Genomic DNA, 21395 nt, shown 5'->3' on the forward strand with positions numbered 1-21395 from the left:
TCCTCCTGGTGGTCGTCGTTTCCTACAATCTGTTCACCGATGTTGCCGCCCTGACTCTGCCATGGCCGTGTATTCGTACCGGGACGCTTTGTGCCACGTGATGTTGGTGGTGGTGACTCACTCCTAGCAGCACCAGATGGTGTACCGTGTGATCCCCCAGCATCAGACGGGGCACTCTTGGCCGCACCCGACGATGAATGATCTGAGCTGTTGATCCTGCCACCGTTGGCCCCACTGGTGGTTGACTCAGCTGCGTTGCTGCCACCAGATGGTGTAGCAGAAGCTCCGGCGTGTGACCCGGTGGTTGGCGAACCGGCAGATGCGGTCTGTCCACTTGTACTTGCCCCGTTGGGACTGACTGGTTGTGGTGGTGAACCTCCACGTTGTTGCAGTGACCCGCCACCTCCACCCGAAGCACCTCCGCCACCGCTTGCACCGCCACCTCCACCCGAAGCACCTCCGCCACCGCTTGCACCGCCAGCTCCGGCAGTGGCACCACCTGTTTTTGCTGCCGCCACCGTCTTTGCTCCACCAGCAACAGCCATCGTGCCAGCCGCCATTAGGCCCCCAGCCATGCCGCCACCAGCGGCACCAACCATCGCAGAAGTTGCAGGAACCAGCAGTTTCATCAACGCAGGCAACGCGAATAACGCCAGCACCATTAACACGATGCCACCAAGGGCACCCCAGAACTGGTCCATCATCTCTGTAGCGACCGCATCTTCACTGCCGAAATCGGTGATCGGATAAAACGCGGTGGCATAAATGGCCGCTGCGGCAGGCTCATACAAGATAAACGCAAGCATCCAGCCAGCGTATTTTTCCCACATTTGCCGACCAACTTTCATATTGGTTCCAGCAGCAGCAACAAGTAAGAAACCCAGCAATGCGCTAATAATGATGGTGCGTAAATACATCAACACCAGCTGAATGAGCCCCACGACAGCTAAGACGATCCCAAGCAGCACCGTCCAAAACACGCCCAGCGCATTCCAGCCAAAGACTCCGGTGGGATCAAGATTCAGGACTCGGGCCATGCCTTCACCAAAACACTGTCTGCCGGCACCTTCATCACATTCCAACGAAGCATCTAACAGGGCGACACTGATTTCATGTCCGCCGAGGACTAACAGGCTGACTGCGGTAGTTCCGGCTCCGGCTGCCACGATAAAGATCCCCAGGGATTTTGCCAGATCAATACCATGTTGGCCTTTTTGATCTACGGCCATTCTGATCCCGGCAACAATAATGCTTAACACTACGATGGCAATGGCGACCCAAAATAGCTGATTTTGGACAAATACAATCGTTGAAGAACCAGTTAGCCACATCTCATTGGCTAACGCTGCGGCAATGGAGGATGCCCCACCGATTAACACAGCCCCAAACAGGCTGAGTCCTAAACGTCCGGTCAGGTTCATGCCTTCGCCTTGACGCAACCGAACAGCCATCATCGCACCCAGGCCAATGACAGCACCAATGACCACAGCAAAGCCGATGTACATGACCCAGTTCAACACGGTATCTATGGATAAGGCTCCGGCGCTGCGAGACGTATCTGCGGCTTCGGTGACCCCGGTAATATTTGGTAATGGCACACGGATCCACATGGTGGCTAAAAAGCTCACCATCTCGGTAATGCCAGCGTTGACCAGCTCGCGTAATTCTTCAAACGCCCCATCGGTGATCGTGCCGACCGGATCACTGACAAACTCGACGGTACTCTGCGCATTCCTACAGGTGGTATTGAGCGTGCACGTCACTTCAAACCAGTCACCAATGCCCATTTCTTCTTCGGTACTGGCATACAGGATTTGAGCAGGCCGGATCATTCGTCAATCTCCCACATCGTAAAGTCAGCCGTATCGGGCACACGGCGCATATCGCTATAATTGTCACCTGTTTCGGTGACGTCGAGTTTCCAGTCTCCGTCTTGCCACACCAGCTGGTAGGCCATTGCCGCATAATTACCGGATGCTTCCAGGTGTTCAATGAGCACATCGACCCGAGCTGCTTCGTCACTGAACTCTAGGACTCGGTAACCCACAGGTTTAATGGGTGCAGAAGTCGTCCCCAATGAGTCAGGGTCGTTCTCCTGAGCATCTTGCAGCGTTTCCAGCATTTGATCTCGGCCTGGACCATCGGCAAGGTGCTCTATTAAATGCCCCTCAGTTAGTCGTGCAGTCTCCGTTGCGGTTGCCGCAAAAGTATAGGCGGCTGAAACCGCACCGGCTTGGCTGTATTGCCAGCAAATCGGGACTTCATTGGCCTGTTCTACTGGTCCGAAGATCTCACTGCTTGGCACCTTCACCAACCCGACCGTGATAGCTTCAACCTGTTCCGGTGGCGTGTCCATCGTCATGTCTGGATCAGGAGTTAACCCGCACGCGCTTGGCTCAATGCCAGCGAGTTCTTCCGCGTCTTGCGCGGTAGTTGACTGCGATGCCGTGGTCTCAGGTGGCACTGCGTCAGTGTCTGAGCCACGTGGCCACAGCAGTATCACCGCCGCAGCCACCACGAGTATCCCAATGAACGCCAGCGACACAATGACTGACTTGCTGAGTTTTGTGTCTTGTTCTGCCACTGCTGCGGCCCTCCTTGGTTATCCGGCCAGTAGTCCAATGATTGCGCCAGCGGCAGCAATGACCAACGCACCAATGATGGGCTTAGTCAACATGATGCCTTCATCCGAACCTTGTCCGGTTCGCAGGTTGACGGCTAACATCGCGCCAGCGACAATCAATCCTCCAATGGCTGCGGCAAAGCCTAAAAACTGCGCCCAATTCAGCAGCGTATCTAAGCCTTCCATCCCTGGGGGTCGCTCCGGGCTAGGGTTGGGCAACGTGGTGATTACCTGCGATGAGAGTGTGAACAGCAATCCGTTCATGACAAGTCCTTTCAGTGATCTATCAGGGTTTTAAGGTTTCGAATAAGTTTGGATGACCGTCGGATGGGCATGGTGTTTTCCATATCCAGACGCATTGCCGGGTCCCACGGCAGATGCCACGTTCTGGGGGCACCGCCAGAAACCACGTGCACAAGCTCTTTGAGTGGTTTCGGCAGTTTGCCTGGTGCATCGGCAATCAACACCAGGCCAAGTACATCCACTGAGGGTGTCTCTGCTGCTGCCCACTGCTGCAAGGCAGTTTGAGCTGCATGTAGCCCGCGCGCAGAAGTTCGAGCGACCAAGATGCAGGCCTGTTTGCCGTGCGTTGAAGGCCAAGCGGCCCCGCAATCAAACAACAGTTCTGGGTCAATGGCAGCCAAAGAAGTTGCCCCAGCGCCACCATGAGCGCCGACAACAGCTACCGGGCGAGTATCTGACATCTGGATACTCGGCAGCCGATCGGTAATATCTGGCGCGGTGACGTTGGCAATCGGTGGATCATGGGCGATCACTCGTTCGGGCATATCATCCACGGTTTCCGGTGGTGCGGCGTCATTGCCAGCATTTGATGCTTCGGCAGTGTCAAACCACGAGGATCGAAGTTCTACTCGATTACGCGACATCACTTACACCTTTCAAGGACTCCCCGTAAGTTGTGTTTACAGTACTCTAGGCCAGAGCGTATATTGGCGAGTTTTCTAACTCCTAACACTATGCTCTTTCTGCACGATAAGCAACGATAAGTCACGCTATGCAAAGTATGCGATATATGTAAAGATGGGATTGTGCTGTATATGACTCAAGATGCGGTGGAGGCGCTTCTGGCGGACCAGCCAGACATTATGACACCCCAAGAGGTGGCTGATTTGCTGCGGGTGTCCCATCACACCATCGCACGATGGCGAAGGGATGGGCGCTTGCGCGCTTTCGATATGGGGCGCACGGTGCGAATTCGCAAAGAAGATTTACGCGAGCTGTTACAAGCCGCATACGGGCAGCCACCTAAAGGAGATGACGAGACATGAAAAACCTGCCGAAGTGGCCACGATTGGAAGCGCTGTGTAATGCCGATGGTGGAGGAGAAATCTTGATTCAAGGCACCTCCCATACCATCGAGGCCGACACGCACGACCAAACACGCACCAAAATTCGCGACCACGCAGCCGCCGTAGCGGCCCGCTTAGAGCGTGCAGTTCGTGTCACCGTGGTGGATAACGTAGAAGCCCAAACGGTGCACTTGGTGGTTGCCCCTGATGGGTCGATCAGCCCGGAGCCGGGCAAAGCTGTAGAACCACACAAAAAAGATAAGATTGCTACAGCCAGTCAGGCTCAGCATAACAAGGCCACAGTGGAGCAAGAAACTGCCATCCCTGCCGACTCGTTAGGTCAATGGACGGATTTACCTGTTGCAGGTCATACCCCCGGCACGGGTCAAACATCGGCATCCAACGACACGGCAGAGACAGACCAGTCAACAGAGAGCATAGTATCGCCACAAACTCGACGGGAATCCCGGCAGTCATTTCTGACCCAAGCCAAGCCTGATAAGCCCGCCACCGCTGGCTGGCGAGGCATAGTAAACCAGTTGGGCTTCCGGCTGCCACCCTCAGTGGCAGAGCAAGCGGAACGCGATGACATTCACGCAGTGTCGCAGCATTGGGCTGGACCTCGCACCATTGCCGTAGTCAATGGTAAAGGGGGTGCCGGAAAAACACCAACAAGTATCCTGTTGTCGGCGGTCTTTGCACGCTATGGCGGTGGCGGGGTCCTGGCATGGGACAACAATCAAACACGCGGCACCCTGGGCTGGCGCACCGAGCAAGCAGCCCATGAAGCAACCCTGCTGGACCTTTTGCCTGCCGCTGACAAGCTGCTAGCGCCTGGCGCGCAGCTGGGCGATCTGGCCCACTACACCCACCATCAAACTGACGACCGTTTCGATGTGCTGCGGTCCAAACCCAAAGTCTTGGCTGATGCCCAACGCTTCACCCAAGACGATGTTGATACCATTCACGCCGTGGCAGCCAAATTTTATCGGCTGATCATTATTGACTCCGGCAACGACGAGTCTGATCCCTTGTGGCGGCAAATGATTACCCACACAGACCAGCTGGTCGTTGCGACCACTACTAGTGACGAAAAAGCCGAAGCTGGTGCCTTGTTGCTTGAAGACCTAGCTAAGACCGGCACGCATGGCGAAAATTTAGCCGATAACGCCGTGGTCGTGGTTTCACAGGCCGAAGCAAACGCTAAGCCCAGCGATTTAAACCACATTGCTACTGGTTTTGAACCGCTGGCCCGGGCGGTTGTAACTATTCCCTACGACCCTGCAATGGTCGATGGTCACCTGCGCTATGACGGACTACGCGAATCCACCCAACGCGCCTGGCTACGCGCCGGGGCAGCAGTAGCTCACGGCCTGAGCTAAACACTTCAAAGGTGTACATCATGCAGCAAGTTGTATCAGCTATCCAGACTGAGCTTCCAGCCGTGCCAGTCGGCACCGATTGGAAACAGGCTTTGCCCATTGTGATTGTCACGCTAATTGTTGCTCTGGTTGGTGGTGGCATCATCCACGGTCTGACCCGCAACCGTAGCTGTTTACTGCGTCTCATCGCCGTGGTGGTATTCATCCTGCTTGTGGTAGTAGGACTGCTAAGCGCACTGGTGGTTGCCTATGACCTCTTTGATGGTGGGATGCTCTGGTGACTCAGGAACGAGAAAGCCAAGGCAGCAGCAAAGGGAAACAAGCCGCAGCTGCCGCTGGTCTGGCAGCCCTGAAAGCCACTGGCGGCACCGGCATCGTCATTGCTGTGGTGCTGATGTTGGTGCTGATATTGATGGCGGTTTTTCTTGGGGTGGCCGTCTTGTTCATGGACAGCGACGCTGAGCAAGCCCAGCCAGCTAGTGCGTGTGTCGTAGCTGATGGTGAGGGTGTGGCGGTCCCGACGGAATATGAGCAATGGGTCCAAGACGCAGCTGATGAAGCAGGTTTACCATACGAAATTGTCGCGGCACTGTTCTACACCGAATCCGGTTGGGATCCTAATGCACAGTCAGCTTATGCAGATGGTGTCGGACAATTCACGCCCGAAACATGGATTGACTACGGTCAGGGCGAAGATCCATTTGATCCCGAGGCTAGTATCGCCGCAACGGGACGCTATCTGAATGCCCTACAGGACACAGTCGCTCCGGTAGCAACTACTGATCAAGAGCGCATTGAGTTCACTTTGGCCGCGTATAACGCTGGACCTGGTGCCGTGCAGCAATATGGCGGCATTCCACCGTATCCAGAAACGCAAGAATATGTTCCAGCAATTATGGACCGGGCGCAGGTGGATTTTTCCGAAGATTGCACGCCCCCTGGCGGCTCAGAAATTGGTGATCTGGGCAGCGGCGAATGGACCCACCCACTGCCCGGTGGCCAGGTGACGTCCGGTTTTGGTCCCCGCCCATGCCCCGCAGGAACAGAGTGTAATCAGTACACCGCAAATCATGGTGGCCTAGACTTCTCCACTGGTGGCGGCACAACCGTTGTGGCTGCAACCGATCTGGAAATCACCGCGACCGGAACTAACCAGTACCAAGGCGAATACATCATTGGTCGCATGACCGATGATCCCAATCTAGTCATGCAGTTTCACCACTGCCAGACCGGCAGTACCAGTGTCACTCAGGGCGACACCGTGGCCGTTGGCACAGCTTTATGCACCGAAGGTGCCACAGGTAATGCTTCTGGTCCGCACTTACACTTTCAAATCAACACCGCCGAAGCCGACGATTCACAGCCAACCTATGACCATGCCACTGATCCGCAACCGATCCTGGTAGAAAAAGGTGTCCTATGAACCGCAATAAGCTCATACTCATCGTGCTAGCAATCGTGGTCGCAGCGGTCGTGATCGTAGTTTCCCCAGCACTGCTGCCAACCAACGATGCTGACGAATCAGACCCCGCCGCCCAAACTGCGCCCGGATCAGACGAAACCCGCAATGAACAAACCGCCTTAGAAGCCGCACGCATCATGACGACCTGGAAACCAGCAGAAGATTTTAACCGTACCGCAGCAGAACAACGTGCTAAACATCTCATGACCAAAGAACGTGCGGAAGAGGTTATAGCGCCAGAACGTCCCACCACAGGCCAAGCATGGAACCAAGCCGCCGAGCACAACGCCACCTCCACACCCCAAGTAGTGTTAAACCCCCACACAGAAACCGAAGAAGGTATCATCTCCGTTCGTGCCACCTGGCATTGGGAAAATGACAGTGAAGAAACACTACCAAGCGGTGACGAGCAACGTATTTACTACTTCTCGTTTAACGACGACGGCAAAATCCACGACTACACCTACGAGACGGTCCCTATTTCCACGCGCTAAAACAATATTTCAGGGACACGTTCTCAAGACTAGATTTGTGATGCAAAGATGTGCGATGATCGTTGAAGAGAGAAGTAGATCAGAGGGATACGTTATGTCACAGCGAAAGAAACCAGGACCAAAACCACGTGGTCCACGGTTTGCTGTCACGGTACGGATACCGATGGAATACAAAGACAGATTTGAATCGTGGATTGCCGATAAACCAGGCTCACGATCCGACATTGTTGGTGATCTGGTGATACAACACCTGGAGAACCAAGAATCATCACAAATGCATAGTTAAAACAAGAAGTGCCCGTCCTGGCAGACGAGCACTTCTTATAAGAATGTTTCAGAAGCCCAGATCCAAACTGCCTTCTGAAATAGAACTCGACCTATCCAAAGTCAGGAGGTTCTGTGCCTATCGTAGCACTTCCACGTCCCGCCGCCCATACATCTAGCCGGACAGCGAAATTTCGTGGCGCATTTGCCAATCATTTTAAGGTCAAATGGCTGGTCATGGCCGGGGCTAAAGACAGCCCAGGCGTCGCACGGACCTTGGATAACTTGTATCAATATCCGTTCTTCACGCCCCCTGCAAACGTCGCTTACGCGCTGTTTGTGGACGTGGATCGTCCCGGCGCAGAAGTCGAGATATTTGAACGACTCCCGGCTGAGATTCACCCGTCATGGGTGATCGCAACCCCGAACGGGGCACAGGCTGGCTGGTTTATTGATCCGGTAGACCTGCGCGACAGCGCACATGACCATCCAATCCGTTACGCCCGAAATGTAGGGAAAGCCCTCCGCACGGTCGTCGGTGGCGACCCGCTAGTTGATCCGGTATCCCCGTCACGTGTGCGAAACCCTGCCTATGAACATGCTGGAACCTTCGCCAGAAGCATCACCCCGATCTACACGTTAGGCAATCTCTACAGTGCGTTGAAAGCTGCTGGACTGTGGACGTATGAGCCGATGCAATTCAGCAACGGAAAACCCGTTGTCGAACCCACCACTGGCAGTCTGCCGGTTGGTGGCCGCAACAAGGGCGTATTCGATGCAGCACGATTCGTAGCGTATGACGGCGGCGATTATGTAGCCGCAGCATGGGCCGCAAATGATCGGTGTGTTATCCCGCTCAAAGCCAACGAAGTCCACACCATCATTAATTCCATTGCGCGCTTCATGGCCACCAAGGGCTATCTCCGCATCAATGGGCCGACCACGAACATGCCCGAAGGGATGCGCCGCGTGCTGTCAGAAATGGGCCGTCGCGGTGGACTCGCCAACACCCCAGCACAACGCGCCGCACGAGCCAAAGGCCCAGCCGCTGCCGCCGCCGCCCGTAAACAATGCGCCAAGCAGCACGCCAAGCACGCCCAGCACCTCCGCAGAAAAGGACTCAGCCGCACACAGATCGCCGCCAAACTTGGCAAGCACCCCAGCACCGTAAGCCGCTACATGCGCCGCTGGATACCAGTTCCCATGAGTGAAATGCTAGCGTGCGTCACTGGAGCATCAGGTGGTGCGCCCTTCCCCCGCCCACTCCCACACAGCCACTACCGGAGTATCCAAGCCCTCCCGCAGTGCTACCAGCAGGTCGAACACCCCGCTAAACCAAAGTCTCCACCTCCTGAACGATGCAGGAAGGTACACAATCCCAGACTTGGACCGTGGCTGCGTTCCAACCTCCTCCCTCGTCGTCGGCAGCAACGCTAAGAAAATGTACAAGCCCTGGTAGACATGCCCTAGTTTAGGGCGTACAGTGGATGCTAAGGGTAGGGAATCCAGTTGGCGTTGTTCTCCTATAAACCACGCATCAACGTCACACCATCACAACTACGTCAATCCTAGGAACCACACCATGAATAGCGCTGAATTTAAAATGATCCGCCGACTACTTGGCATTACTACCGATGAAGTCGCTATAGCGTGCAACGTGAATCTGCGCACGTCTCGACGCTGGGAATCCACACACTGGCCCCCAGCCGATGCCGTGGAGTGGCTGGAATCCAAACTGGCTCATGCACGCACCACTGTAGATACCATTCTGACGCAATTCCAAGCCGATGCCGACACCGCAGATGGTGACTACTCCCCCACCTTGCCGCTGTATAAAACCGACGAAGCAGCCCAGCGCGCTCTTGGCCCTGACATGACCAAAGAACAACACGCAGCAATCATGGGAATGATCACGTTCTTTGGTGACGACCTGAATATCAGGGCAGAGTTCGTTGAGGATCGTTCCGAATAGCACTCACCACGTGAACCCCAGCTGCGATGCAGCTGGGGTTTTTCGTCTGGGCATGTTTTGCTTTTCCTGTCATTCAATCGTCACGCGACCGGTCGTAGCGTCAAGTGCAAGCACCGGCTCCGTGAAAACTTTTTGGCGCGCGGTCGCAAGCTCCCTTATTTCGCGCAAAAACTTTTCCCTCCACCGCCCTACGGGTTGACCCCACTCCCTTATCGCGTTTGGGATCTCATTGCCAGGAAATGCAAAAAAATGATCAAAGTGGGACGCGTGAGGAACGCAGGAAACACTACAGAACGAGCAAATAATATAAAAGAAAGCACCAGACCGAGTTGACATGCCCTAAAATAGGGCCTATAATAGTAAGTACAAGCAGGGCAGGGAATCCAGTTCCAGCCCAACCACCACCAAGGGAAGGAAACCAGAAACAATGGCACCGAAAGTCAAAACCCGCAAAACCATCGAAGAACGCCGCGCACAGGCCGACGCGCTACAGGCCCAAATTACCGAACAGGTCGAATCGCTGCGCGACTCGGACGCATGGCAGCAGTTCTTGAATTTTGCCCAGAACTTCCATAATTACAGCCTGAACAATTTGCTGTTGATCCTGAGCCAGAACCGCAGCGCTAGCGCGGTTGCAGGCTTCCGCAAATGGCAGGAGCTGAACCGCCAAGTACGAAAAGGCGAAAAAGCGCTGAAAATCTTCGGGTACGGCGAAAAGAAAATGACCGCCGAGGAAATCAAAGAAGCCGAAACCTATAACCTCCCGATCAAGCGCAACGCTAAAGGCGACCCGGTAAAAATTTACTTCCCGATGTTGTCCGTTTTTGACATTGCTCAAACCGACTTGATCGACCCCGAAGCCGCAGACCCGACCACCCTAGCCAAGAAGTTGACCGGAGATGATACCGAAGGTATCGCCGCAGCAGTTCGCCACTACCTCACCGCCCAAGGCTGGACCGTGACAACCGAGCACATCACCACCGGCGCGAACGGGTACACCACCATTGACGGCAGTAAAAAAATCGTGATCCATGACCAGCTAGCACCGGCCCAGGTTGCTAAAACGATGATCCACGAAGCCGCTCACGCGATCATGCACGAAGGCATCACACAGGCCGAATATATCGAGCACCGGGGCATCAAAGAAACCGAAGCCGAAAGCGTGGCTTACGTCGTGGCCGGAACCCTAGGGCTGGACACCAGCGCTTACAGTGTCGGCTACGTCGCACAGTGGAGCGACGGAGACACCGAACTTATCAAAGAAACCGCCGCCCGAGTCCTGAAAGCCGCGCACCAGATCATCGAAGCTATCACCGAAGAAAGCCCAGCAGTCGCAGCATAACCCGCACTAACAGAACTTGCTCACATGTGCACACGTGCACATGTGAGCAAGTCACTTAAGGACAGGTGCAACAGGGCGGCAGCAGTCACTGCGCGGAAAATCTAGGAAAAATAAATCTCCAAACCCGCTTGACATGCCCTAAAATAGGGCATACAATAGTAAGTACAAGCAGGGCAGGGAATCCAGTTCCAGCCCAACCACCACCAAGGGAAGGAAACCACCATGAACATTCACGACTTCACCGAAGGTCAGCCAGTGGACTATCTCACCTATAACGACCTTTACTATCGCTGGGAGTGGGTGCACGGCCACGTCAGAAGCATCGAGGATCACGCTTTTCTGCCGCTGGTGTTCATTGATACCACGATGTATGACTACCGCCCATCCAGTGAAGCCGTGGAGCCGCACAAGGTGCGGCCAGCGACCACTGAATGTGGCGCCCAGGCATCATGCCAGGGTATATCTGCTGGAGAATACCGGCGACTAGATCACTAGTCAGCAAAGGCGCGTGCTCACATGTGCACAAGTGCACATGTGAGCACGCGCCCCGCCACCAAGGGAAACAAGAAAGCGTCAAGCCCGCTTGACATGCCCTAAAATAGGGCATACAATAGTAGGTACAAGCAGGGCAGGGAATCCAGTTCCAGCCCAACCACCACCAAGGGAAGGAAACTAGAAGCAATGTTTCAGCAGCCAAAATATCTAACCGACTTGACCACCTTGAAGTTTGGCACAGAGGTCGAACTGACCGGCTACCTGGCCTACGACCAGCACCGGCACTTGCTCTACCTCATCACCGACGAAGGCCATGAAGTGCTCAGCACAAACCTTGAAGTCTACGGACTGCCGACCCCTCCTGGGTACGCCTGGATCAAAGACTGGTCCGAGCACGCCGGACTAGCCGACCAGCTCGTGAGCTTGCAGGTCGCAACCTACGATGCGACGATGCACGTTGGCCCATTCGCATCACCGGCCCACCTCCTGCAACTCAGCGCCTAGCCGTTGTGCACATGTGCCCACGTGCGCAGGCGCACGTGGGCACATGTGCACAACCAGGTACACTAGGCATCAAACCACCACAAGGAGTCACCATGACCAAGACGATCGTTTTTGTGAACGCCAAGGGCGGCACCGGAAAAACAACGTCCACAATCTGCATCGCTACCGCCCTAGCTGGGATGCGCGAAGTCGCAGTCTGGGACGCAGATCCCCAGGGATCAGCGACCGATTGGGCCGAACAGGCCGCCGACGCAGGGCAACCACTACCGTTTAACGTGGAAATCCCGAACGAGGTACGCATGAAACACGGCCCCCGACACACGACCGCCGACTATGTGCTTATTGACACCCCACCGGGACACCCAAAGGTCATAGACGAAGCAATCGCGGCAGCAGACTTTGTGATCCTGCCCTCGTCGCCAGCAGTCATCGACCTGGACAGAATGTTGGCAACGGCTGCCAGCATTCCCGCAGGCGTACCACACGCCGCACTAATCACCAGAGCCAATAAACAGACCGTGGCATATAAAACCGCCGTCACATTCTTACGTGACAACTCAGTTATCCCCGTATTCAGTAATGCCATAGGGGACCGCCAAGCAATCCAAAACAGTTTCGGATCACGCCCGGATATTTTCTACGACTACTCAGCCGTTACAGACGAACTCTTGGAGGTCATGGAATGAGCACACACCACAACCGCTTGTCACAACAACTGGCGAACGTGACGACCAAACGGCAAGCTCAGAAGCCAGAACATCGCAGCGTCGCAGAGACCATGAGGACACCGGAAAACCCGTTGAACACCTACCTCAGCGCCCGGACAACCTCAGAGTTCAAAGACGACCTGAAAATGTATGCCCTGCAAGCCGACATGAGCATCCAAGAGCTGCTGCACGCAGCCTTAGAAGAATATATGCAACGTCACCCGACGAACTAGGGCACATCATGCAAACAACCCGAGCCGGAGGAAGTCATGCCTACACAAGATCCGATTACGCTGCACCTGGCAGCAGATGAATTTGTCCTCATCGAAACTGCACTCCAAGACCACGAGGACACCTTGCGCCACGAAGCTCAAATGGAACAAGACCTCACGAAGGACGAAGCCCGATCTAATAATTTCCTAACAGAAGCCGATCAGGTGAGCGCCTTGCGTCAAAAACTAAACAATGCCACCTCGAGTTAGTTCCAGCTGGGCCAGTCGTCTCGCATGTCAGTCAGGGTATACCTGCCTGGGCAGTCCTCGCCCCTTCCAGCACTCACGCGAACCTGCGATTTCCTCCGCTAACTGGCGGGGTCTTTCGATGCTTCGTGACGGCGTTGGTGGCGGTGTCGATTTCTTTTGATCTTCATGACCCGCTGCACCAGGGGCCGAGGCAACTCGCATCGCGAACCAGGCGGGCACCGAAATCGAGGCACTACACATCCTCCAAAAGGCTACTCTCCTCCGAGTAGCGCATGGTAGGACAGCGATCCACGTGACAGAGGGCCATTGCTGGACCGGTGCCACAAACATCAGCAGCAACAGTCCAGTTCGCGAGCCTCTCCGAAAAAGACCATTGTTGACTCCCTGGCGCTCCTTACCATACGTATGGTAGGTTAATCGGGTGACTACAAAACCAATGCTTCTCGACGCGGCACTCGCTGTGCTGCGTGCGGATGAAATTCTGACCATTGATGCTGTTGCGCGTGAGGCCGGAATGACCAAGCCGGGGGTCGTGCATCATTTTGCGACCAAGGAGGTCCTCACGCTCGCGGTGCTCGAGCATCAACTTGACTTGTGGGAGGCAGAAATCTTAGCGCGTGCCGGGGCAGATGCCAGTGCGGAGGACCGGTTGCTGGCTTATGTCGAGCACACGCTTCTGGGCGATATGGACACCTCCGATCTGGTCCTACTCGCCGACCCGAAACTGCGACACAAGCTCTCAGAGCGGTGGGCCGACCGCGTGAAAACCTGGTTTGGGCATTTGGACGAACCCCACCTCACCGCAGTTCGTCTCATCGCAGACGGGGCCTGGATCAACCGTTGCCTTGGCCTGCTCGACCTGGACGAGGAGATCCGCTCTGGCACTGTTGCCCTCGCCTCCGAAGTCCTCCAGAAAGGAACGAGTCTGTGACGCAACAACAATTGCACGAACCTGACACTCAACACGTACAAAATGAACCTCTAAAGAAGTGGCTCTTTCTTGCAGCCGCGATCGTCCTCGAAGTCACCGGGGCACTTGCGCTAAAGGCAGCGCTAGACAACCCCTTCTTCTATGCGCTCGTCGTCGCTGGCTACATCGGCTCGTTCGCTTGCTTATTCAAGTCCCTGCGAAACGGCATGAACCTCGGCGTCGGGTACGGCATCTGGGGAGCGTGCGGCGTGGCACTGACTGCGGCGATGTCACGAGTTATCTTCGGAGAACCGATCACGCTGCTCATGGGCATCGGCATGGCCGTCATTATCGCGGGAGTGTTGCTCATTGAATTCGGTTCGCACGTTGCTCAGAAATCCGCTCACAAAGACCTGGTGGTGACTCGATGAATACCCTCGCTCTCATCAGCCTCATGACCGCGATCGCCGGTGAGCTTGCCGGTACGATGTCCCTGCGCATGGCCAGTAGCAGTGGCCGGAAACGCTGGTGGATCGGCGTCGTCATTGGCTACGTTATCGCCTTCGGCATGCTCTCTGTCACCCTTGCTCAAGGGGTCCCCCTTGGCGTAGCCTACGGCATCTGGTCCGCAGCGGGCGTCGCCATTACCGCAGTCTTGAGTCGAATCTTCTTCAAAGAACCCCTCACCTGGGTCATGAGCATTGGCATCATCTTGATCGTCGGCGGTGTCCTGTTGATCGAGGTCGGCGGAGTACACTAAGCCTGAACACCCTACCGGGATCTACAGCCCGGTAGGGTCGAAGCCGGCTCAGCTCCCCGCGCCATCGTTTAGCGCTGCCACCGCGTCTTCGCCCACCGTCCTCGGGTCAGCTGACGCCGCCCAACAGCGCCAGGCGTACTATTACTTAGTCCTCCGCGACCGGCCTGGCCGTCTCCTGCAACCCAAGCACGCGCCCATCGCGCACCACAGCAGTAACAATCCTCATGTCGACTACCCTATTGTCCACCTCATGCTGTTCCCGAAACTGGCAGACGCCGGGAATCAAATGGGTCATGTCGCTGATTCTGATCCGCAGCCCAGGGCGGGAACCGCCCCCGCGGCTGAGCCCCGAGCGAAGTGCAGCCAAATCTAAGAGTTCGCCGGGGACTGTCACGAGAGAAAAGTCGGGGTCATGCGCATCGAGAAAGGCTTGGAAACTGCCTGGCTTACCCTCGCTGAGCCAGTCCGCCAAGTGATCATGATGCGAAACCATCAGCCGGTGGAGGCAGTTCATGCCGTCACCCTAACAGAACAGCGTAGCGTAACCAGACGTGGCCTAGACGACTACGAAAACAGTGTAAGCGAGATGCTTACTGGCCCACGTGTCAAATCAGGTATACCTGCCTGGGCAGTCCTCGCCCCTTCCAGCACTCACGCGAACCTGCGATTTCCTCCGCTAACTGGCGGGGTCTTTCGATGCTTCGTGACGGCGTTGGTGGCGGTGTCGATTTCTTTTGATCTTCATGACCCGCTGCACCAGGGGCCGAGGCAACTCGCATCGCGAACCAGGCGGGCACCGAAATCGAGGCACTACACATCCTCCAAAAGGCTACTCTCCTCCGAGTAGCGCATGGTAGGACAGCGATCCACGTGACAGAGGGCCATTGCTGGACCGGTGCCACAAACATCAGCAGCAACAGTCCAGTTCGCGAGCCTCTCCGAAAAAGACCATTGTTGACTCCCTGGCGCTCCTTACCATACGTATGGTAGGTTAATCGGGTGACTACAAAACCAATGCTTCTCGACGCGGCACTCGCTGTGCTGCGTGCGGATGAAATTCTGACCATTGATGCTGTTGCGCGTGAGGCCGGAATGACCAAGCCGGGGGTCGTGCATCATTTTGCGACCAAGGAGGTCCTCACGCTCGCGGTGCTCGAGCATCAACTTGACTTGTGGGAGGCAGAAATCTTAGCGCGTGCCGGGGCAGATGCCAGTGCGGAGGACCGGTTGCTGGCTTATGTCGAGCACACGCTTCTGGGCGATATGGACACCTCCGATCTGGTCCTACTCGCCGACCCGAAACTGCGACACAAGCTCTCAGAGCGGTGGGCCGACCGCGTGAAAACCTGGTTTGGGCATTTGGACGAACCCCACCTCACCGCAGTTCGTCTCATCGCAGACGGGGCCTGGATCAACCGTTGCCTTGGCCTGCTCGACCTGGACGAGGAGATCCGCTCTGGCACTGTTGCCCTCGCCTCCGAAGTCCTCCAGAAAGGAACGAGTCTGTGACGCAACAACAATTGCACGAACCTGACACTCAACACGTACAAAATGAACCTCTAAAGAAGTGGCTCTTTCTTGCAGCCGCGATCGTCCTCGAAGTCACCGGGGCACTTGCGCTAAAGGCAGCGCTAGACAACCCCTTCTTCTATGCGCTCGTCGTCGCTGGCTACATCGGCTCGTTCGCTTGCTTATTCAAGTCCCTGCGAAACGGCATGAACCTCGGCGTCGGGTACGGCATCTGGGGAGCGTGCGGCGTGGCACTGACTGCGGCGATGTCACGAGTTATCTTCGGAGAACCGATCACGCTGCTCATGGGCATCGGCATGGCCGTCATTATCGCGGGAGTGTTGCTCATTGAATTCGGTTCGCACGTTGCTCAGAAATCCGCTCACAAAGACCTGGTGGTGACTCGATGAATACCCTCGCTCTCATCAGCCTCATGACCGCGATCGCCGGTGAGCTTGCCGGTACGATGTCCCTGCGCATGGCCAGTAGCAGTGGCCGGAAACGCTGGTGGATCGGCGTCGTCATTGGCTACGTTATCGCCTTCGGCATGCTCTCTGTCACCCTTGCTCAAGGGGTCCCCCTTGGCGTAGCCTACGGCATCTGGTCCGCAGCGGGCGTCGCCATTACCGCAGTCTTGAGTCGAATCTTCTTCAAAGAACCCCTCACCTGGGTCATGAGCATTGGCATCATCTTGATCGTCGGCGGTGTCCTGTTGATCGAGGTCGGCGGAGTACACTAAGCCTGAACACCCTACCGGGATCTACAGCCCGGTAGGGTCGAAGCCGGCTCAGCTCCCCGCGCCATCGTTTAGCGCTGCCACCGCGTCTTCGCCCACCGTCCTCGGGTCAGCTGACGCCGCCCAACAGCGCCAGGCGTACTATTACTTAGTCCTCCGCGACCGGCCTGGCCGTCTCCTGCAACCCAAGCACGCGCCCATCGCGCACCACAGCAGTAACAATCCTCATGTCGACTACCCTATTGTCCACCTCATGCTGTTCCCGAAACTGGCAGACGCCGGGAATCAAATGGGTCATGTCGCTGATTCTGATCCGCAGCCCAGGGCGGGAACCGCCCCCGCGGCTGAGCCCCGAGCGAAGTGCAGCCAAATCTAAGAGTTCGCCGGGGACTGTCACGAGAGAAAAGTCGGGGTCATGCGCATCGAGAAAGGCTTGGAAACTGCCTGGCTTACCCTCGCTGAGCCAGTCCGCCAAGTGATCATGATGCGAAACCATCAGCCGGTGGAGGCAGTTCATGCCGTCACCCTAACAGAACAGCGTAGCGTAACCAGACGTGGCCTAGACGACTACGAAAACAGTGTAAGCGAGATGCTTACTGGCCCACGTGTCAAATCAGGTATACCCTTTTACACGCCAATCAAGCCGACGAGAGTATGCTGTAAACGCAGGTTCAAAATCAGTGTTTTTACACATGTGTGAGGGCAGGTCTTAGTCGTGAGTGGACAGGTTGTAGGGTACGTCAGAGTCAGTGCTGCAGATCAAAACCCGCAGCGCCAACTTGAAGTGCTGGGAGAGTGTCACAAGATTTTTACCGACAAGATCAGTGGGAAGTCCAGGGCAAAGCGAAAAGCGTTAGCTGATCTGTTGGAGTACATACGCGACAACGATACCGTACGGATTGCGTCGATGGACCGGCTCGGGCGCGATACGCGCGACTTATACAACATCGTCGCTGAAATTACCCACAAGGGTGCCGCAGTAGAGTTCGTCAACGAGAACATCACCGTAGACAAAAATGGGGCGTCCCCAATGGACTCGTTAATGCTGGGGATTCTTGCCGCCTTCGCTGAATTTGAACGGCGACGTATCAAAGAACGCCAAGCCGAGGGGATCGCTCTTGCCAAGGCCAAGGGCAAATATGCTCAGCAGCCAGCACTCAGTGACGACGACGTGGAGCAGGTCAGAGTGTTAGAGGAGCTTGGGCATCCTAAGACGGAGATCGCCAGACAGTTTGGTGTGTCACGTCAAACGATCTATAACGCTTTACGCCGAGCTAATACCAGCGGGTAGACCCCGCAGCTATTAGCTCGGCGTAAGTCCTTTCTTTACGATGGATTGATTCAAAGCGAGTATGCCTGCCACTAAATGTCAGGTGTCATTCCAGCTTGTATTTGAGGTTCATTCTGTTCTTTAGGTTGAGCTGATTGCTCGTTGGTTTGTTTTTTCTGGGACGTATTTTGGGGCCGTGGTGGTTTCATGAAGCGTTTAATTTGTGCTGGGGTCCAGCCAGCTTTTTCGGCTTCACGCACCGCACGGCGTTCTTGTTTCGTGTTTTCTTTCAGTCGCTCTTCTAGGTCAATGCGTTGGGCGACAATCGCTGCAAGGTCTTGGATGGCTTGCATGCGTTCTTCGTTAACTTTGCGTGCTTCATCAAGCACTGCTTGCTCTGCTGGGCTGAAGCTCTTGTTTGATGTTTCCATATTCCGACCTTACGATGTTTCGGCGCAGTATTAAAGGATCTAACGCTAGAAACCCCATCATGCTTGTTGTTTGCTTTTGATCCATTGCACCACATCATCTGAGACGTATCGGACCGTTCTTTTGTTTAGCTGTAACCACTCTGGCCCTTGTCCGTTACGACGCATGGCATGGAGTGCTCGAACACTGATGTTGAGTTGGGCTGCGACTTCCTGGGGTGTCAATAAGGTTGCCAACGCAACCACCTACTTTCTTGTCTATGCCGTTCCTTTCGGCAGTTGCCGAAACCCCCTAGCCAGGCAGGTTCAGTCAAGGATGGAGGGTGGATCGTGGAATACCGGAGCGCAGCGAGGATATGCCGCGAAAGCCGCCTGGAAGCCTTGACGGTGTTCTGCCTGGTCTAGATACCCTTTCTTGGTCGAAAGGAACCGCGCCAGCGATGACAGCAGTCACCGTAGGTGGCCACTTCTTGCTCTTATTTATTTGTGGCGCTGTCACAAAGGTCTACCGACCTACAAAACGAGTCCCAGACGGAGCAAGCTATAGACTTAGGTACACTAAGTCTGCTTTCGCCTTGATCTGGCCCCTGCGGGGTGGCAGAATAGGCTTATGACCCCGCACGATGTGCGGACGCTGCGCTTGGCTTTGGAGGTGTGTTGATTGGCTTCACGTTTTGAGCATCAGGGGCGGCTTGGCCGTCGCCGTGAGAACAGTGTCTTGCCACGTTCCGGGCGTTATGTTGTGAAGGTCAATGCCGAGGAGCAAGCAGCGTTGTTACGGTTGGCTGCACATCAAAATGTGAGTGTCCAGCGGGTTTTGGTGGAGTCCGCGTTGCGGCCTGATACCAGTGTTTCTCGTGCAGATATTCAAGAGCTGATTACGGCGCTGTTTGGGTTGTCGCGACAGATTTCTGCGGTGGGTGTGAACTTGAACCAGATCGCCAAAGTTGCCAATGCGACTGGGGAGGTTCCCGAGGATTTAATGGCCGCCCTTGCTGGGTTGCGCGGCTTGTATTTCAAGACTGAACATGCCCTTGACGATGTAGCGTCTGTGAAAGGGGACTTCTTGTGATTCCGAACATTTCACGTGGTGATCGCATGGTGGGTTTAGTGTCGTATCTTGCTGGGCCAGGCCGAGCCAATGAACACACCAACCCGCATGTTGTGGCTGGCTCAGATGGGGTCATGGCATGGCACGCCAACGAGCAGTTGGACCATGAGGCAGCCTTGCAGTTAGGCAAGACGTTAGATCGCCCACGAACGGTGCATGACGCGCAGATGAAGGGTGGTCATGTATGGCATTGTTCGCTATCGCTGGCCGCGACCGAGGGTGAGCTTGGTGATGAAACATGGTCGGAGATTGCTCATGCTTTTATACACAAGATGGGCTTTGATACCCAGGAGGGAACCAAGGCCGGTATGCGGTGGGCAGCGATCCATCACGGTGCATCTACCAATGGCAATGACCATATCCATCTTGCGGTGCAATTGATCCGGGAGGATGGCACCAAAGCAGACATTGGGTTTGACTATTCTCGTGCACAAAAAGTCGCCAGGCAGCTTGAGCGAGAGTTTGGTTTAGTCGAGCTAGAAACTGAGCAATCGAAAGTCTCAGAGCCAGGCTATTCACGTGCGGAATACGAAGCCACGGCACGTCGTCGTGCCGAGGCGAAATACGAAGCCACCCGAGATATTGAAGATCTGGATTGGGGTGAGTTATCTAAGGCTGCACGTGGTGAGTATGTGGCCGCGATGAAACGTGAAATTAAGGCCGAAGGGATGCCGCGCGAGACGTTGAAAGTTGAGGTCCGGGCAGCGGCAGCACTGGCCGATACCGAAGCCGAATTTGTGGCTAAACTGTATGACCACGGCATGCTCATTAAGCCATTTTATAAGGATCGTGAGCAGACCATTGTTGGCGGCTATCAGGTGGCGCTGCCATCGAAATATGGTGAACAGCCCTGGTTCATTGCTGGGGGCAGTTTAGGCCATGATTTGTCGCTGAATCGACTACGCCAACAGTGGGAAACCAGCCCTGAATTACGACAGCAAGCCCAGCACGCATGGCAACAAGCCGGACGGAATCTGGCACCAACCCCAGCCGGTCAAAACCACTTCGACCCCGAAGTGTTAGCCAAACAGCAACAAGCTATTGATGATCATTTCCACCAACTGCGTGCGATCCCATTAGCCGATGGAGATCGGTGGGCTGTCGAAGCGCAACACATGTCCGGGCTGATGGCATCGTGGGCAACAGCAGATAGCCCATATGCTGACCAGCTACAACGTGCAGCACGTCATCTTGGGCGTAGCGCTAGTCTCAAACACCGGCCAGAAGTGCCCACGAAGAAACAACCGTGGATGCGTGGTGCAGCAATGGTTTTGACCCAGGCTGCAACCAACGGAAAGACACCAGCAGCCCAGGTGTTGATGATGAAACACGTCCTAGAAACCGTCCAGGCGCTTGCCACCGTGCATGAAGCCACCAAGCAACACCGACGAGCACAAGACTTACGCCTGACACTGCAACATGATCTGGCCGAGGTCCAACAGGCTGTGACGCAACCCGTTGCCTATTCACCAGATGTTGAAAGCGTGCTGGCTGGCATGAAAGAACTCACGCCACATGACCTCGCCAACCCAACTGCACCCATGCCAACAGCAATCCCCGAAACCCAACAGGCACCGATCCATGAGCCAGACCGCGATGGTTTGAGTCGCTAACCATATCTCATGAAAGGTAGA

Annotated in this window: 31 protein-coding genes; 23 read left to right on the plus strand and 8 right to left on the minus strand. The window is 55.5% G+C overall.

The annotated features are described in order from the left end of the window. The 4 genes from FB556_RS13460 to FB556_RS13185 all read right to left on the minus strand — a co-directional run. On the minus strand, window positions 1–1832 hold a 1832-nt coding region (locus FB556_RS13460; RefSeq protein WP_170200482.1), incomplete at its 3' end, for a hypothetical protein. Then, window positions 1829–2584: a DUF8175 domain-containg protein gene (locus tag FB556_RS13175; RefSeq protein ID WP_141868516.1), complete on the minus strand. Its 756-nt coding sequence runs from the start codon at window positions 2582–2584 to the stop codon at window positions 1829–1831. The genes FB556_RS13175 and FB556_RS13460, both read right to left, overlap by 4 nt. An 18-nt stretch (window positions 2585–2602) precedes the next feature. After that, window positions 2603–2887, minus strand: coding sequence for a hypothetical protein (locus FB556_RS13180; protein WP_141868518.1), 285 nt, complete (start codon window positions 2885–2887; stop codon window positions 2603–2605). 11 nt (window positions 2888–2898) lie between these two features. Then, complete coding sequence (locus tag FB556_RS13185) at window positions 2899–3510, minus strand: DUF6668 family protein (RefSeq protein WP_141868520.1); 612 nt, start codon at window positions 3508–3510, stop codon at window positions 2899–2901. A 171-nt stretch (window positions 3511–3681) separates the two neighbouring features. On the opposite strand from FB556_RS13185, the gene FB556_RS13190 reads away from it, so the two are divergent. From FB556_RS13190 to FB556_RS13270, 17 genes are all read left to right on the plus strand, one after another. Beyond that, on the plus strand, window positions 3682–3912 hold the full coding sequence (locus FB556_RS13190; RefSeq protein ID WP_246057529.1) for a helix-turn-helix domain-containing protein: 231 nt from the start codon (window positions 3682–3684) through the stop codon (window positions 3910–3912). Beyond that, entirely contained in the window at window positions 3909–5315 is a 1407-nt protein-coding gene (locus FB556_RS13195; RefSeq protein ID WP_141868522.1) for an AAA family ATPase, read from the plus strand. The genes FB556_RS13190 and FB556_RS13195 overlap by 4 nt, the downstream gene beginning before the upstream one ends. Window positions 5316–5335: 20 nt before the next feature. Then, a complete protein-coding gene (locus FB556_RS13200) occupies window positions 5336–5596 on the plus strand; it encodes a hypothetical protein (RefSeq protein WP_141868524.1) in 261 nt (86 codons plus the stop codon). Beyond that, a complete protein-coding gene (locus tag FB556_RS13205; protein WP_141868526.1) occupies window positions 5593–6738 on the plus strand; it encodes a peptidoglycan DD-metalloendopeptidase family protein in 1146 nt (381 codons plus the stop codon). The genes FB556_RS13200 and FB556_RS13205 overlap by 4 nt, the downstream gene beginning before the upstream one ends. Continuing rightward, entirely contained in the window at window positions 6735–7271 is a 537-nt protein-coding gene (locus FB556_RS13210; RefSeq protein ID WP_141868528.1) for a hypothetical protein, read from the plus strand. The genes FB556_RS13205 and FB556_RS13210 overlap by 4 nt, the downstream gene beginning before the upstream one ends. Window positions 7272–7365: 94 nt before the next feature. Beyond that, a complete protein-coding gene (locus FB556_RS13215; protein WP_141868531.1) occupies window positions 7366–7557 on the plus strand; it encodes a hypothetical protein in 192 nt (63 codons plus the stop codon). A 113-nt stretch (window positions 7558–7670) separates the two neighbouring features. After that, window positions 7671–8972: a replication initiation protein gene (locus tag FB556_RS13220; protein WP_141868533.1), complete on the plus strand. Its 1302-nt coding sequence runs from the start codon at window positions 7671–7673 to the stop codon at window positions 8970–8972. 145 nt (window positions 8973–9117) lie between these two features. Then, window positions 9118–9507, plus strand: a complete 390-nt coding sequence (locus tag FB556_RS13225) for an Aca2/YdiL-like domain-containing protein (protein WP_141868535.1) — start codon at window positions 9118–9120, stop codon at window positions 9505–9507. A gap of 427 nt (window positions 9508–9934) precedes the next feature. Beyond that, the gene (locus FB556_RS13230; RefSeq protein ID WP_141868537.1) at window positions 9935–10849 is read left to right on the plus strand and encodes an ArdC-like ssDNA-binding domain-containing protein; all 915 of its coding nucleotides are present in this window, start codon (window positions 9935–9937) and stop codon (window positions 10847–10849) included. A gap of 222 nt (window positions 10850–11071) precedes the next feature. Then, window positions 11072–11344: a hypothetical protein gene (locus tag FB556_RS13235; RefSeq protein ID WP_141868539.1), complete on the plus strand. Its 273-nt coding sequence runs from the start codon at window positions 11072–11074 to the stop codon at window positions 11342–11344. A gap of 186 nt (window positions 11345–11530) precedes the next feature. Next, window positions 11531–11848 carry a hypothetical protein gene (locus FB556_RS13240; protein WP_141868541.1) on the plus strand — a complete coding sequence of 106 codons (318 nt, stop codon included), beginning with the start codon at window positions 11531–11533 and terminating at the stop codon, window positions 11846–11848. Between the two features lie 92 nt (window positions 11849–11940). Beyond that, on the plus strand, window positions 11941–12534 hold the full coding sequence (locus FB556_RS13245; RefSeq protein WP_170200483.1) for a ParA family protein: 594 nt from the start codon (window positions 11941–11943) through the stop codon (window positions 12532–12534). Continuing rightward, complete coding sequence (locus FB556_RS13250) at window positions 12531–12788, plus strand: hypothetical protein (protein WP_141868545.1); 258 nt, start codon at window positions 12531–12533, stop codon at window positions 12786–12788. Before FB556_RS13245 ends, FB556_RS13250 begins: the two co-directional genes overlap by 4 nt. A gap of 36 nt (window positions 12789–12824) precedes the next feature. Next, window positions 12825–13037, plus strand: coding sequence for a hypothetical protein (locus tag FB556_RS13255; protein ID WP_141868547.1), 213 nt, complete (start codon window positions 12825–12827; stop codon window positions 13035–13037). Window positions 13038–13458: 421 nt separating this feature from the next. Beyond that, on the plus strand, window positions 13459–13968 hold the full coding sequence (locus FB556_RS13260; RefSeq protein ID WP_141868549.1) for a TetR/AcrR family transcriptional regulator: 510 nt from the start codon (window positions 13459–13461) through the stop codon (window positions 13966–13968). Continuing rightward, the gene (locus tag FB556_RS13265) at window positions 13965–14378 is read left to right on the plus strand and encodes a DMT family transporter (protein ID WP_246057525.1); all 414 of its coding nucleotides are present in this window, start codon (window positions 13965–13967) and stop codon (window positions 14376–14378) included. Before FB556_RS13260 ends, FB556_RS13265 begins: the two co-directional genes overlap by 4 nt. After that, a complete protein-coding gene (locus FB556_RS13270; protein WP_141868551.1) occupies window positions 14375–14707 on the plus strand; it encodes a DMT family transporter in 333 nt (110 codons plus the stop codon). The genes FB556_RS13265 and FB556_RS13270 overlap by 4 nt, the downstream gene beginning before the upstream one ends. Before the next feature lie 145 nt (window positions 14708–14852). Here FB556_RS13270 and FB556_RS13275 read toward each other — a convergent pair whose 3' ends face one another. Then, entirely contained in the window at window positions 14853–15221 is a 369-nt protein-coding gene (locus tag FB556_RS13275; protein ID WP_211344069.1) for a hypothetical protein, read from the minus strand. A gap of 485 nt (window positions 15222–15706) precedes the next feature. On the opposite strand from FB556_RS13275, the gene FB556_RS13280 reads away from it, so the two are divergent. Genes FB556_RS13280 through FB556_RS13290 form a run of 3 tightly spaced genes read left to right on the plus strand, consistent with a single transcriptional unit; the run spans window position 15707 to window position 16955 of the window. After that, entirely contained in the window at window positions 15707–16216 is a 510-nt protein-coding gene (locus tag FB556_RS13280; RefSeq protein WP_141868549.1) for a TetR/AcrR family transcriptional regulator, read from the plus strand. Beyond that, window positions 16213–16626, plus strand: a complete 414-nt coding sequence (locus FB556_RS13285; protein WP_246057525.1) for a DMT family transporter — start codon at window positions 16213–16215, stop codon at window positions 16624–16626. The genes FB556_RS13280 and FB556_RS13285 overlap by 4 nt, the downstream gene beginning before the upstream one ends. Further along, on the plus strand, window positions 16623–16955 hold the full coding sequence (locus FB556_RS13290) for a DMT family transporter (RefSeq protein ID WP_141868551.1): 333 nt from the start codon (window positions 16623–16625) through the stop codon (window positions 16953–16955). The genes FB556_RS13285 and FB556_RS13290 overlap by 4 nt, the downstream gene beginning before the upstream one ends. 145 nt (window positions 16956–17100) lie before the next feature. Here the strand turns inward: FB556_RS13290 and FB556_RS13295 are convergent, their stop codons facing one another. After that, window positions 17101–17469, minus strand: a complete 369-nt coding sequence (locus tag FB556_RS13295) for a hypothetical protein (RefSeq protein WP_211344069.1) — start codon at window positions 17467–17469, stop codon at window positions 17101–17103. A gap of 198 nt (window positions 17470–17667) precedes the next feature. Between FB556_RS13295 and FB556_RS13300 the strand changes: the two genes are divergently transcribed. Then, window positions 17668–18243, plus strand: a complete 576-nt coding sequence (locus FB556_RS13300; RefSeq protein WP_141868553.1) for a recombinase family protein — start codon at window positions 17668–17670, stop codon at window positions 18241–18243. Between the two features lie 71 nt (window positions 18244–18314). On the opposite strand, the gene FB556_RS13305 is transcribed toward FB556_RS13300, so the two are convergent. Continuing rightward, window positions 18315–18653, minus strand: coding sequence for a hypothetical protein (locus FB556_RS13305; protein WP_141868555.1), 339 nt, complete (start codon window positions 18651–18653; stop codon window positions 18315–18317). Window positions 18654–18710: 57 nt separating this feature from the next. Continuing rightward, the gene (locus FB556_RS13910) at window positions 18711–18896 is read right to left on the minus strand and encodes a helix-turn-helix transcriptional regulator (RefSeq protein WP_141868557.1); all 186 of its coding nucleotides are present in this window, start codon (window positions 18894–18896) and stop codon (window positions 18711–18713) included. A gap of 415 nt (window positions 18897–19311) precedes the next feature. Here FB556_RS13910 and mobC point away from each other — a divergent pair, with 415 nt between their 5' ends. Beyond that, window positions 19312–19722: a plasmid mobilization relaxosome protein MobC gene (gene mobC / locus FB556_RS13315; RefSeq protein ID WP_141868560.1), complete on the plus strand. Its 411-nt coding sequence runs from the start codon at window positions 19312–19314 to the stop codon at window positions 19720–19722. Then, window positions 19719–21374: a relaxase/mobilization nuclease domain-containing protein gene (locus tag FB556_RS13320; protein ID WP_141868562.1), complete on the plus strand. Its 1656-nt coding sequence runs from the start codon at window positions 19719–19721 to the stop codon at window positions 21372–21374. Before mobC ends, FB556_RS13320 begins: the two co-directional genes overlap by 4 nt. Window positions 21375–21395: the final 21 nt, after the last annotated feature.

Origin of the sequence: Enteractinococcus coprophilus (assembly GCF_006716305.1) — a bacterium.
Lineage (GTDB): Bacteria > Actinomycetota > Actinomycetes > Actinomycetales > Micrococcaceae > Yaniella > Yaniella coprophila.